Origin of the sequence: Pseudomonas sp. PAMC 29040, assembly GCF_003994535.1 — a bacterium.
Lineage (GTDB): Bacteria > Pseudomonadota > Gammaproteobacteria > Pseudomonadales > Pseudomonadaceae > Aquipseudomonas > Aquipseudomonas paraversuta.
On sequence record NZ_RZAA01000001.1, the window covers coordinates 300,945 to 313,493 of the forward strand.

A 12,549-nucleotide genomic window follows, 5' to 3' on the forward strand; every position below is an offset into this window, starting at 1 on the left:
ACAGGCTGCGGGTCTTTTCTTTTGATACTGCCCTAGCGGATTTGGTGCTTGTGCAGTAACCGGTAAAACGTAGGGCGCGACACACCCAGCACTTTGGCCGCAACACTCAAGTTATTACTGTGTCGATGCAACACATCGTGCAGCGCCTGACGTTCGGCACGGCTTTTGTAATCCTCCAGCGTGCCCGATACCTCTATCACTGGTAGATACGATTCCAGGCCCAGATCAGTGGCCTCGATCTGACGACCTTCAGCCAATACCAGACCACGTCGCACACGGTTGGCCAACTCGCGAATATTGCCGGGCCAGAAATGAATGCCCATGGCAAACAATGCATCATCACTGAAGGTACGCGGGCGACGCCCGGTCTCCAGGCTGTAGAGATGCGCAAAATGATTGGCCAGCAACGCCAGATCACCCGTACGGTCCCGTAAAGGGGCGGTGACAACCTGTAATACGTTAAGCCTGTAGTACAGATCTTCACGAAACCGGCCGTCGACAATGGCAGTCTCAAGATCGACGTGGGTTGCCGCCAGTACCCGCACATCAACAGGAATCGCTTGGCTGCCCCCTACCCGCTCAATGTGCTTGTCCTGCAAAAAACGCAACAAGTTGGCTTGCAACTCCAGCGGCAGGTCACCGATTTCATCCAGAAACAGGGTGCCTCCATTGGCCGTTTCAATGCGCCCGATCTTGCGCTGATGCGCACCGGTAAAGGCACCCTTCTCGTGGCCGAACAGCTCTGACTGAATCAAGTGCTCAGGGATGGCGCCACAATTTATCGCCACAAAGGGCTTGCCGTTGCGCTGGGACTCTCGATGCAGAGTACGGGCGACCAGTTCCTTTCCCGTGCCGCTTTCGCCACGGATCAATATGGGCGATTCGGTAGGTGCCAATTTGCCCAGCAGTTTTCGCAAGTCATGAATGACCCGGCTTTGGCCCAGTAACTCGTGCCCTGGATTATTGGCGTGAGTGGTGGCGTGACCACGTAAACGGGCCATACCGAATGCACGGCCAAGGGTGACCTGGACCCGCGAAAAATCGAAGGGAAGCGTATGGAAGTCAAAAAACCATTCGCAAACAAAATCGCCTGCGTTTTTCAGCTTCAATACGTCAGCACTGAGTACGGCGATCCACTCGGTACCGCTGCGACTGATCATGTCTTTGACGGCTTCGGGGTGCTCTAGATGAAATGGCTGGAGCCGGAACAATCCGACATCACATGAATGGCTGCTGACCGACTCAAGGCTACAGCTGTCCACTGCCCAACCAATGGTACGCAACCCCGGCAGCAGTGCGTGGCAATCGTCACAGGGATCTACAACTAAAAGGCGTCGCGGGGAGGACATCACAAGCATGACTGTTCCTTGACGCCAAAAAGCATAAATGGGATGAGAACAGGCAGGGTTTTAAGGTAGGTGTAACGTATGACAAAACTGTGCCCGCCACTTGGATCAATTCCCTATAACCCTCATCGCCAAATACGCACTTGAGCACAAAGGCGTACGGGGCCATCGAAAAGCGGCGGCAGAGGTTTTCAGGGGGTTAAAAATTGATCTGCATCAGGCTTTTAAAAATACTTTTAAAAAAGTCATGAAAGTGTGTGACCTGAGGCGGGTCTGAGGTCATCAGTACAAGTAACCAACCGAACGGTAAGCCCAGCCGACGGTTAATCACTTGATGGGCACACCAGAGAGACAACCCTATGAACGCCCCGCTCCGTTTCAACGAAGCACTTTTGATTGCCGGCCACGCCTTTGAACCTTTTCAATGTGTTGCCTGGGCTGCACAAGACGGTCATGGCGAATTGAGCCTGACGGTCATTGACCGCACCAACACCCGTATCGGTCGCAAACAAATCCCGCGCAGCGCCTGTGCTGACGCCGCCCAACTTGCAAGCCTGCTGGCACAAGCCCGTGCCGAACTGAGCAGCGAAGGCTACACCTTGCAACCCTGGGTAATGCCGGCCTGATCCCGAACCTGTAGGAGCGAGCTTGCTCGCGAGCGCTTGAAAGCTCGCTCCTACAGTTGTTTCAACTCATCGATATGTGTGTATTCAAGAGCCAGATCAGCCGCCATCCGCCGTGACTTGCCAAGTCGAATCGGCCCCCGCTCCATATCGATCAACAACCCCGGACATTCAATGGCGGGCAGAGCCGGACCGTCTTTGAGACGACCGTCGGTGAGCAATAAAAAACGTTGTTGTTCTTCTGCAAACTGCTTGCGACGGGTTTTCAGCCACTGTGCAACATCCGCCAGGGCTTCCAGCAACGGCGTTCCACCCCCCGCTCCCAGCGTCAGCAACCACTGGTTCAAGGCCGCAGATGCTTTGGCACCGCAGACCTGCCATTGCGGCGCACTGCCACTGGCAGTCATCACCGCCACCCGCACCCGCTGCCGATAAGCATCCTCAAACACCTGGGCCAGTAACCCCTTGGCATCCCCCAGCGCCTGATGCCGACGGGTGGAAGACGAAGCATCCACCACCACCAGCCACAGCTCTTGGGCTGCACTCTGGCGGGTCTTGTAGGCCAGATCTGTACGCTGTTGCGGGCGGCCGCGCAGCAGGGTTTGCACCCAGTCCACGGTACCGCCGGCTGCATTGCGACTGGCACCCAGTTTGCCCTGGCCCAGTTGGCCTGCCCGGGGTCTGGCATCCGCCCCCGCACTGGATCGGGGGCGAATGCCTAAGGCTTTTTTGGCCAGCTCGGCACTTCGCGCCTGCCACCCATGGCCTGAGGCTGCGCAGGCAATTCGCCCCATTGGCCCTGGCCGGTACTGGACGAGGCACTGCCGGATTGCGCTTGCGGTTGCGACTGTTGTGGCGTCGGCGCCTCAGCAGGCTGCTGGCGACGTCGATGGCGCAAGGCAAACTCGGCCACCGCATCAATATCCTCCAGACTGATCACCCCGGCCCCACGCCAAGCGGCATGGGCCCGCGCCGCGCGCAGCCAGACAAGATCCGCGCGCATGCCATCAACCGCCGCCGCATAACAGCGCGCGGTGATCACTGCCAGCGACTGGTCATCCAGCTCAATGCCCTGCAGCCGTTCACGAGCCTGCTGGCAACGCTCACGCAACGCATCCTGTGCAGCGGCCCACTGCTCACAAAACCCTTGGGGATCCAGGTCAAAACTCAAGCGCCGCCTAATGATTTCGCCGCGCTCGGCAGGCTGCGGCTGACTGTTCATGGCCACATTAAGGCCAAAGCGGTCAAGCAATTGCGGGCGCAACTCACCCTCTTCCGGATTCATGGTGCCAATCAAGACAAAGCGCGCAGCGTGCCGATGGGAAATACCGTCGCGTTCGACCACATTGGTGCCACTGGCTGCCACATCCAGCAGTACGTCCACCAGATGATCGGCCAGCAGGTTCACTTCATCGACATACAGCACTCCGCCATCGGCCCTGGCCAGCACTCCTGGGGAGAATTGCGCCTTGCCCTGCCCCAGCGCGGCGTCCAGATCGAGCGTGCCCACCAGCCGTTCTTCGGTGGCGCCCAATGGCAAGGTGACGAACTGACCGCTTGCCAGTAAGTCGGCAAGGCCCCGGGCCAGGGTGGATTTGGCCATGCCGCGGGGGCCCTCGATCAGCACTCCGCCAATTTTCGGGTCGATAGCCGTCAAGCACAGCGCAAGCTTGAGTGAGTCCGCGCCGACCACCGCCGACAACGGGAAATGCGGGGTGTCAGTCATGTATCCAAATCCTTGCGTAAAGTCTGTAGGAGCAAGCTTGCATCGCGATGCCGGCAACGGGGGCCGTGCCAAGAGCACTGCAGTAGAGCCAAGCTCAATCTTCTTCGATATCCAGCAACAGGTTTTCCAGCGCCTCGCGGTAGTCCCCGGGCGCCTCCCACAACCCGCGCTGCTGGGCTTCGAGCAGGCGCTCGGTCATATCGCGCAAGGCATGGGGGTTGTGCTGCTGAACAAATTCACGGGTATCCGGGTCGAGCAAATAGGCATCTGCCAGCAACGCGTACTGATGGTCATCGATAAGATGCGTGGTCGCGTCAAAGGCAAACAGGTTATCCAGGGTCGCGGCCATTTCGAACGCGCCTTTGTAGCCATGACGCTTGACCCCGTCGATCCACTTCGGATTGGCGGCACGGGATCGGATCACCCGGTTCAGCTCTTCCTTGAGGGTGCGGATTTTCGGCAGGTCCGGCTGACTGTGGTCGCCGTGATAACTGGCGGCTTTTTCACCGCTCAAGGTCTCCACCGCCGCGAGCATGCCGCCCTGGAACTGGTAGTAGTCGTTGGAGTCGAGCACATCGTGCTCACGGTTGTCCTGGTTTTGTACCACTGCCTGCACCTGACTCAAGCGCCGGGCGAACTGGTCACGGGCACCGGTGCCTTCATCACCGGCACCATAGGCGTAACCGCCCCAGTTCAGATACACCTGCGCCAAATCATCGCGGCTCTGCCACAAACGACCGTCAATGGCGTTTTGCACACCGGCGCCATAGGCCCCGGGCCTGGCGCCGAATATGCGCCAGCCTGCTTGCCGCGCCGCCAGCTCGGGTGCCAGCCCTTGCTGCACCAGTTGCTCACGTTCACTGCGGACTTTGGCAGCCAGCGGGTTCAGATCATCCGGCTCGTCCAGTGCGGCCACGGCTTGCACCGCCGCATCGAACAGGCGGATCAGATTGGCAAAGGCATCGCGGAAGAAGCCCGACACACGCAAGGTCACGTCGACCCGCGGCCGGTCCAGCAAGCTGACCGGCAGGATTTCGAAATCATCCACCCGCTGACTGCCGGTGGCCCACACCGGGCGCACGCCCATCAGGGCCATGGCCTGGGCGATATCATCACCGCCGGTACGCATGGTTGCGGTGCCCCACACGGACAGGCCCAACTGGCGCAAGTGATCGCCGTGGTCCTGCAAGTGACGCTCCAGAATCAGATTGGCCGACTGAAAACCTATGCGCCAGGCGGTGGTGGTTGGCAGGTTGCGCACATCCACCGAAAAGAAATTACGCCCGGTGGGCAATACATCCAGCCGTCCGCGACTCGGCGCACCACTGGGCCCCGCCGGCACAAAGCGGCCATGCAGGGCATCCAGCAAGCCTTGCATCTCGGCCGGGCCGCAAGCATCCAGACGCGGCGCCACGATCTCCAGCAAGGCCTGGAAAATCCCCCGCACTTCCAGCCATTTCGGGGTTTCGGGCAATTGCAGAGTGCCGGCCAATGCCTGTTCAATCAGCTGCCCGGCATACAGTTCCAGACGCTCGCGGGTATCCCCGGCAGTGCGCCACAGCGCATCACTGACCGCCACCAGCGCCGCAGGCTGGCGTGCTGTCCAGGGTTCTGCCAGCGCACAGTCCAGCGGATCAAACGCCAGTTCAAAGGCTTTGGCCAACGCCCGCAGCACACTGGATTGCGCCCCGCGGCCATCGCCACGGGGGATGCGCAACAGCGCCAGCAGCGTGTCGATACGTAAACGCCCGGCCGGCGATTCGCCGAATATATGCAAGCCGTCGCGGATCTGTGACTCCTTCAGGTCGCACAGATAGGTATCCAGCCGTGGCAACCAGATCGCGGCATCGGCATCACTGTCGAGTTTCTCGTCCAGCTGCAACTCGCGGTCGATCCGGGTTTCGCGCACCAGCTTGAGGATGTCACGCTGCAATTCACGGGCCCGGCGCGGATCAAGCAGCTGCGCTTCGTAGTATTCGTCGGCCAGCAGTTCCAGGTCGCGCAACGGACCATAGGTTTCAGCCCGGGTCAGCGGTGGCATCAAGTGATCGATGATCACCGCCTGGGTCCGGCGCTTGGCCTGGGCGCCTTCCCCGGGATCATTGACGATAAACGGATAGACGTTGGGCATGGGGCCGAGTATTGCGTCCGGCCAGCACTGTTCCGACAGCCCGACGCCTTTGCCCGGTAGCCACTCCAGGTTGCCATGCTTGCCCACATGGACCACGGCATGGGCGCCGTAGGTGTTACGCAACCAGAAGTAGAACGCCAGATAGCCATGGGGCGGCACCAGATCGGGGTCGTGATACACCGCACTGGCATCCACCTGATAGCCCCGGGCCGGTTGAATCCCGACAAACGTCAGGCCAAAACGCAAACCCGCGACCATCAGCCGTCCGCTACGGAACATTGGATCGGTCTGCGGCATGCCCCAGCGCTCAATCACTGCCTGGCGATTGGCCTCGGGCAAGCGATTGAACATCGTCCAGTACTCTTCCAGGGCCAGGCTTTGCATACAGGGCCGCAGGTCCAGGCTGTCAGGGTCATTACTGACCCCGCCGAGCAACTCCTGAATCAGCGCAGTGCCAGTCTCGGGCAACCGGCAATCCAGCGGATACCCCTCGAGCTGCAAAGCCCGCAGGATATTCAGCGCGGCGGCCGGTGTGTCCAGCCCCACGCCATTGCCGATGCGACCGTCGCGGGTCGGGTAGTTGGCCAGAATCAGCGCAATGCGCTTTTGCGGGTTTGGCACCCGTGCCAATTCGACCCAGCGCCGCGCCAGCTCCGCGACAAAGTCCATGCGTTCCGGCTGCGCGCGATAACACACCACATCCGACTGGCTGCGCTCACTGCGCCAGGCCAGGTCTTTAAAACTGATCGGGCGACTGATGATTCGCCCGTCCAGTTCCGGCAAGGCAATGTGCATCGCCAGGTCTCGCGGGCCAAGGCCTTGTTCGCTGTCGCGCCAGCCGGGCTCGTTGTCCTGGGCGCAGATGGCCTGAATTACCGGGATATTGCGCCGAAACGGCCGCAGGTGCGGGGCTTCGGGGCTCGACTGAGCGAAACCGGTGGTATTGAGAATGACTGCGGCCTGAACCTCATCCAGCCAGTCCTCCACCATTGCCAGGCAACCCGGCTCCTTGAGACTGGCCACGGCAACCGGCAAGGGATTGAGACCTGCGGCCTGCATGCGCTGGCAGAACACATCGACAAACGCGGTATTGGCCGCCTGCAAATGCGAGCGATAGAACAGCAGCGCCGCCACCGGATACCCGGGTTGCCAGTCAGCCTGCCAGTGACTGAGTTGCGGGCTGGAATGCGCCGGATGATAAATCGCGGTACGGGGCAAGGTTTGCGGCTCGTCCCACCCATAGTCGCGGCCCAGCCACTGGGTGGCCAGGCAACGATAGAGTTGCAAGGCATTGTGCAACCCGCCCTGGCGCAGAAAATGCCACAGACGCTCACCCTCGCCGGCCGCCACCGTGCTCAGTGCGCTGAGCTCCGGGTCGGGACGGTCATCGCCCGGCACCAGAATCAGGGTGACGCCACGTTCGGCCAGCTGCATCAAGCGCTCGATGCCGTAGCGCCAGTAACCTATGCCGCCGTGCAATGACAGCAGGATCACTTTGGCGTGTTGCAGCACCTGATCGAAATACAGGTCGACCGAGCCGTGATTCTGTACCTGCATCGGGTTTGCCAGACGCAGGCCAGGATAATTTTCAGGCAACTGCTGCGCGGCTTGCGCCAGCAGTGCCAGGCTTGAATCACCGCTGCACAGGATCACCAGCTCGGCGGGGGTCTGTCCGAGGTCGGCAATGTTGTCGTCCGATACAAAGCCACCAGGCTGGGTCCTGAGCAAATGCATGGTTTAAGCGCTCAACGCTGTGCGCAGGGTGGACTCGAGCAGTGCCGCGTCCAGATCCTGACCGATCAGCACCAGCCGGGTGCTGCGTGCTTCATCGCGGCCCCAGGCACGGTCGAAGTGCTTGTCAAAGCGGGTACCCACACCCTGGATCAACAAGCGCATCGGCTTGCCCGGGATGGCTGCAAAGCCTTTGACCCGCAGAATGCCGTGCTGGACCACCAGTTGCGTCAGGGCTTGCATCAATACGCTTTCTTCGCCTTCAGGCAGCTCGATGGAAATCGAATCGAAGGCATCGTGGTCATGATCGTCGTGGTCATCATCACCGTCGTGGTGGTGATCGTGGTGGCTGTGGCGGTCATCGATATGATCCTCGGAGCCGGCACCCAGCCCCAACAGCACATCCAGAGGCAAGCGGCCGCTACTGGCCTCGATCACCTTCACCGCAGGTGGCAGCTCTTCGGCGACTTCGGCGCGCACCCGGGCCAGATCTTCAGGGCTGATCAGGTCGGCTTTATTGAGGATCACCAGATCGGCGCTGGCCAGCTGATCAGCAAACAGCTCGTGCAGAGGCGACTCGTGGTCCAGATTCGGGTCGAGTTTGCGCTGGGCGTCGACCTGATCCGGGAACGCGGCAAAAGTGCCGGCAGCCACAGCCGGGCTGTCGACGACGGTAATAACCGCGTCAACCGTGCAGGCGCTGCGGATTTCCGGCCACTGGAAGGCTTGCACCAGAGGTTTGGGCAGGGCCAGGCCCGAGGTTTCGATCAGGATATGGTCGATATCGCCGCGACGGGCCACCAGTTCGCGCATCACCGGGAAGAACTCTTCCTGCACGGTGCAGCACAGGCAACCATTGGCCAGTTCATAAACGCGGCCGTTGGCTTCTTCTTCGGTGCAGCCGATGGTGCACTGCTTGAGGATTTCACCGTCGATACCCAGCTCACCGAACTCATTGACGATCACCGCAATACGGCGGCCCTGGGCGTTATCCAGCATGTGCCGCAGCAGTGTGGTTTTGCCCGAACCGAGAAAGCCGGTAACGATAGTGACAGGGATTTTGGCCAGTGTTTTCATCGGATGCCCTTTGGCAAGCGGCGGGCATACGGGACGACGACCGCAGGCTGTGCGCGGTCAGTCTTCGCCACCGGATCACCCCGCCCGGTTGAAGTAAGAATCTGTGACGAGGCAGGTCTCCTGGCTTACGGCGGGGTATCAGCCGGGGCTGACACCGACCTTGCGCCTTCCCGCTTGTTCAGCAGTGGCATTGCAAGGTCATCGACCGTTTACAGTTGCGGGGGCAGCCGCGGCATACCGCGTTCCCTTCTTAGCTTCGCGTGGCGAAGAACCTCGAACGTGCAAGGCTACGCAGTGCTTTGTAACAGGTCAATGTCATCCTGTGGCGGCTGGCTTGCCAGCGATGGATTCAACCCGGCTTGCAGGACCGATCATGGCGATCTCATCGCTGGCAAGCCAGCTCCCACACATGATCAATGCAGTGTTGTGTTCTAATTGCCGCCTTTTTTCAGCCTCAGGCTTCAAGGAACCGCCCATGTCGTCCCCTCGCCCAACCCACGTCCTGATCATTGGCTACGTGTGGCCCGAGCCTCGCTCTTCTGCGGCGGGCGGGCACATGATGCAAATCATCGACAGTTTCTTGCAGCACGGCTGGCAGATCACCTTCAGTAGCCCGGCCGGGGTTAGCGAGCACAAGGCCGACCTGGCAGCGCTGGGCATCGATGAAGTCGGGATCGAGCTCAATAACAGCAGCTTCGACACCTTTATCAGTGAACTGGCCCCGGATATCGTCCTGTTCGACCGTTTCATGATGGAGGAGCAGTTCGGCTGGCGCGTTGAGAAGCACTGCCCGAATGCCTTGCGAGTCCTGGAAACCTCCGACTTACAAAGCCTGCGCGACGCCCGTCACCTGCAACTCAAGGCGCGGCTCAAGCACAACCCGGAGCAGGATGACTTCAGCAGCCTGTTCGCCCCGGGGCAACGTACCACCTTTGAACACATGGCCGATGCCGACCTTGCGCAACGGGAAATCGCCGCGATCTACCGCAGCGACCTGAACCTGATGATTTCCGAATACGAAATCGATCTTCTGGTGGAGCAGTTTCAGGTTCCCGAGGCACTGTTGCACTGGTGTCCGCTGATGGTTGACAGCGTCCCTGAGCAATTCGTGCCTTACGAGCAGCGCCAGCATTTCTTGAGCATCGGCAACTTCCGCCATGGGCCGAACTGGGACGCCGTGTTATGGATGAAAACCCATATCTGGCCGCTGATCCGCCAGCAACTGCCCGACGCCCAACTGCATGTCTACGGTGCCTACACGCCGCCCAAAGCCACGGCCCTGCATAACCCGGCCCAGGGTTTTCATGTACTCAACTGGGCCGAGGATGCCCTGGCCGTGATGAGCAACGCACGGATCTGCCTGGCCCCTTTACGCTTTGGCGCCGGCATCAAAGGCAAAATCGCCGACGCCATGCTTTGCGGCACCCCTAATGTCACCACCCCGGTGGGTGCGGAAGGCATGCACGGTGACATGCCGTGGGCCGGTGCCGTAGAACAGAGTGCCAGCGCCATTGCGCAGGCGGCCGTCGAGCTGTACCGCACCCCCCAGGCGTGGCAGCAGGCGCAACACAACGGCCAGGCGTTACTGCAGGCGCGGTACCTCAAAGCCAGCCATGGCCCGGCGCTGGTGCAACGCATCGAAGCCTGCCGCGCGGAGCTTGAACAGCACCGGCGCAACAACTTCACCGGGGCCATGTTGCGTCATCACCAGCACAAGAGTACCCAATACATGTCGCAGTGGATCGAAGCCAAGAACCGTAGCCACTCCCTGTAGGAGCGAGCTTGCCTCGCGATGGCAGCACCCGACCACCACCCGGTTGTCTCCATCGCTGGCAAGCCAGCTCCCACAGGTCACTCCCACAAGTCACCCCGGTCGCCTGTAGGAGCGAGCTTGCCTCGCGATGGCAGCACACGGCCACCACCTGGTTGCCTCCATCGCTGGCAAGCCAGCTCCCACAGGTCACTCCCACAGATCACCCCGGTCGCCTGTAGGAGCGAGCTTGCCTCGCGATGGGGTCAGTCCGATTTCGCTGACCGGCGCAGCAAATACGTGTCCATGATCCAGCCCTTGCGCAATCTGGCCGCCTCGCGGGCATGCCTGATCTGCTGGCTGACATCCGCCAGCTTGCCGGCAATCAGGATCTCGTCCGCTGTGCCGATATAGGCGCCCCAGTAAATATCCAGGTCTTCATGGACAAAAGCCTGGAACGCGCAGTGGGCATCGAGCATCACCACCACATTGTCCAGGTCTTCGGCCACCAGTCGCCGCCCCGTGGTGATACGGATCGGCTGACCAATGTCATTGAGTGCCACCCGATGCCGGGCCGCCAGGGCCTGCACGCTGCTGATACCGGGGATCACCTCATAGTCGAACCCGCTGCAGCCATTGGCCCGCACCCGCTGCAGAATGCGCAAGGTGCTGTCATACAAAGCCGGCTCGCCCCAGAGCAGAAATGCCCCGCACTCCCCCTCCCCCAGCTCGTCCTCGATCAGCCGCGCAAACACCTCGGCCCGCAGCTCATGCCAGTCCTCAACCCCCTGTCTATAGGACGGGGTAGCACTGTCACGCTGCGGATCACTGACCTGAACCACCCGATAAGCCGGCTCACGGATGTAACGCTCGCAGATTTCCAGCCGCAGCCGTACCAGGTCGTCAGTGGTTTTGCCCTTGTCCAGTACAAAGAACACCGAGGTGCGGTTCAGTGCCTCAATTGCCTGCACGGTGATCTGCTGCGGATTGCCCGAGCCCATGCCAATCAATAACAGTGTTTTCATAGTGTCTATCCTTGAACAGGCAGGAAATTGAGCCGTGGCTGGCAGGAATTTTCAAAAGACAGCATGATCAGCCCCATAACAAGACCACCAACGGCCAAGCCCATGACTCGTCTCGCCCGAGCTACAGACCCTTCATACGAATTGATGGATGACCATAATGGCCTGTCGATCATTTATCGCCAGCATGGCTTCCCTTGCCCGCTGGTACGCTGGCATTTCCACAAGGAATACGAGCTGCACCTGATTGTGGCCAGCAGCGGCAAAGTGTTCGTAGGCGACTATATCGGTAACTTCTACCCCGAGACGCTGTTCCTCACCGGCCCCAACCTGCCCCACAACTGGATCAGCCAGGTGGCCGCAGATGAAGTGGTGCCCAAGCGCGACATGCTGGTCAATTTTACCGATGAGCTGCTGGGCAGCGCCGCCTCGGTGTTTACCGAGCTCAAAGGTCTCACGCCGATGCTGGAGCGGGCCCAGTACGGCATCGAGTTTCACTGCAAGCCCACCATCCGCAAAGCCATGGCCTTGATGCAGACCATTGCCAATGCCACCGGAGTGACCCGCCTAGGGCACTTTCTGATCCTGATGGAGCTGCTGGCCGACTGCGACAACTATCAACTGCTGTCCGGCGTCACCTCAGGCAACCTGGCCGACGAGCACACCATAGAGCGGACCAACCGCGCTGTGGATTACATCTTCAGTCACTATGCCCGGGAGCTGACCCTCGAAGAAGTCGCCGACTACATGGGCATGAAACCTACCTACTTTTCCCGGGTATTCAAGCAAGCCACGGGGCGCTGCTTTATCGAATTCGTCAATCGCCTGCGCATCAGCAAGTCCTGCGAATTACTCGCCGATGGCCGCAAAGCGGTAACGGACGTGTGCTTCGAGTCGGGTTTCAGCAATATTTCCAACTTCAACCGGCGCTTTCAGCAACTTAAAGGCATGACCCCGTCACACTACCGCCGTCTGGCCGTACAGCGTTTGACCGAGCAAAACCTGCCGGTGCTGAGCGAACGTCTGCGCAGTGCAAAATAGTATCGGTTGCAGTGCTACCAGTGATTTGTCACGCCGGTGATTGAGGGCTGTAATCGGCCCTATGCGCTCGTGTCAGCGGGCAGCCATAAAAACAATAACCGT

At 60.3% G+C, this 12,549-nt stretch carries 9 protein-coding genes and 1 riboswitch; of the genes, 3 read left to right on the forward strand and 6 right to left on the reverse strand.

What is annotated here, in order from left to right:
* Positions 1-32: 32 nt before the first annotated feature.
* Positions 33-1,358 carry a sigma-54-dependent Fis family transcriptional regulator gene (locus tag WG29040_RS01300; protein WP_127195431.1) on the reverse strand — a complete coding sequence of 442 codons (1,326 nt, stop codon included), beginning with the start codon at positions 1,356-1,358 and terminating at the stop codon, positions 33-35.
* Between the two features lie 347 nt (positions 1,359-1,705).
* On the opposite strand from WG29040_RS01300, the gene WG29040_RS01305 reads away from it, so the two are divergent.
* Positions 1,706-1,972 carry a hypothetical protein gene (locus WG29040_RS01305; RefSeq protein ID WP_003445381.1) on the forward strand — a complete coding sequence of 89 codons (267 nt, stop codon included), beginning with the start codon at positions 1,706-1,708 and terminating at the stop codon, positions 1,970-1,972.
* 50 nt (positions 1,973-2,022) lie between these two features.
* Here the strand turns inward: WG29040_RS01305 and WG29040_RS01310 are convergent, their stop codons facing one another.
* The 4 genes from WG29040_RS01310 to cobW form a co-directional block, all read right to left on the reverse strand.
* Positions 2,023-2,763 (reverse strand): VWA domain-containing protein, encoded by a 741-nt coding sequence (locus tag WG29040_RS01310; RefSeq protein WP_256681497.1) that lies wholly within the window; start codon positions 2,761-2,763, stop codon positions 2,023-2,025.
* Positions 2,688-3,695, reverse strand: coding sequence for an ATP-binding protein (locus tag WG29040_RS01315; protein ID WP_003445379.1), 1,008 nt, complete (start codon positions 3,693-3,695; stop codon positions 2,688-2,690). The genes WG29040_RS01310 and WG29040_RS01315 overlap by 76 nt, the downstream gene beginning before the upstream one ends.
* 94 nt (positions 3,696-3,789) lie before the next feature.
* Entirely contained in the window at positions 3,790-7,560 is a 3,771-nt protein-coding gene (gene cobN / locus WG29040_RS01320) for a cobaltochelatase subunit CobN (RefSeq protein ID WP_127195432.1), read from the reverse strand.
* A 3-nt stretch (positions 7,561-7,563) separates the two neighbouring features.
* Positions 7,564-8,634 (reverse strand): cobalamin biosynthesis protein CobW, encoded by a 1,071-nt coding sequence (gene cobW, locus WG29040_RS01325; RefSeq protein ID WP_003445375.1) that lies wholly within the window; start codon positions 8,632-8,634, stop codon positions 7,564-7,566.
* A 92-nt stretch (positions 8,635-8,726) separates the two neighbouring features.
* Positions 8,727-8,925, reverse strand: a riboswitch (cobalamin riboswitch).
* Positions 8,926-9,109: 184 nt separating this feature from the next.
* On the opposite strand from cobW, the gene WG29040_RS01330 reads away from it, so the two are divergent.
* Positions 9,110-10,408: a glycosyltransferase gene (locus WG29040_RS01330; RefSeq protein ID WP_127195433.1), complete on the forward strand. Its 1,299-nt coding sequence runs from the start codon at positions 9,110-9,112 to the stop codon at positions 10,406-10,408.
* A 242-nt stretch (positions 10,409-10,650) separates the two neighbouring features.
* Here WG29040_RS01330 and cobF read toward each other — a convergent pair whose 3' ends face one another.
* A complete protein-coding gene (gene cobF / locus WG29040_RS01335; protein WP_127195434.1) occupies positions 10,651-11,409 on the reverse strand; it encodes a precorrin-6A synthase (deacetylating) in 759 nt (252 codons plus the stop codon).
* A gap of 102 nt (positions 11,410-11,511) precedes the next feature.
* Between cobF and WG29040_RS01340 the strand changes: the two genes are divergently transcribed.
* The gene (locus WG29040_RS01340) at positions 11,512-12,447 is read left to right on the forward strand and encodes an AraC family transcriptional regulator (RefSeq protein WP_050949476.1); all 936 of its coding nucleotides are present in this window, start codon (positions 11,512-11,514) and stop codon (positions 12,445-12,447) included.
* Positions 12,448-12,549 lie beyond the last annotated feature (102 nt).

Excerpts from the sequence above, each read along its gene's own strand:
- cobN (WP_127195432.1), bottom strand. The coding sequence starts at position 7,560 with ATGCATTTGCTCAGGACCCAGCCTGGTGGCTTTGTATCGGACGACAAC.
- WG29040_RS01300 (WP_127195431.1), bottom strand. The coding sequence starts at position 1,358 with ATGCTTGTGATGTCCTCCCCGCGACGCCTTTTAGTTGTAGATCCCTGT.
- WG29040_RS01315 (WP_003445379.1), bottom strand. The coding sequence starts at position 3,695 with ATGACTGACACCCCGCATTTCCCGTTGTCGGCGGTGGTCGGCGCGGAC.
- WG29040_RS01310 (WP_256681497.1), bottom strand. The coding sequence starts at position 2,763 with ATGGGGCGAATTGCCTGCGCAGCCTCAGGCCATGGGTGGCAGGCGCGA.
- WG29040_RS01340 (WP_050949476.1), top strand. The coding sequence starts at position 11,512 with ATGACTCGTCTCGCCCGAGCTACAGACCCTTCATACGAATTGATGGAT.
- WG29040_RS01330 (WP_127195433.1), top strand. The coding sequence starts at position 9,110 with ATGTCGTCCCCTCGCCCAACCCACGTCCTGATCATTGGCTACGTGTGG.
- cobF (WP_127195434.1), bottom strand. The coding sequence starts at position 11,409 with ATGAAAACACTGTTATTGATTGGCATGGGCTCGGGCAATCCGCAGCAG.
- WG29040_RS01305 (WP_003445381.1), top strand. The coding sequence starts at position 1,706 with ATGAACGCCCCGCTCCGTTTCAACGAAGCACTTTTGATTGCCGGCCAC.
- cobW (WP_003445375.1), bottom strand. The coding sequence starts at position 8,634 with ATGAAAACACTGGCCAAAATCCCTGTCACTATCGTTACCGGCTTTCTC.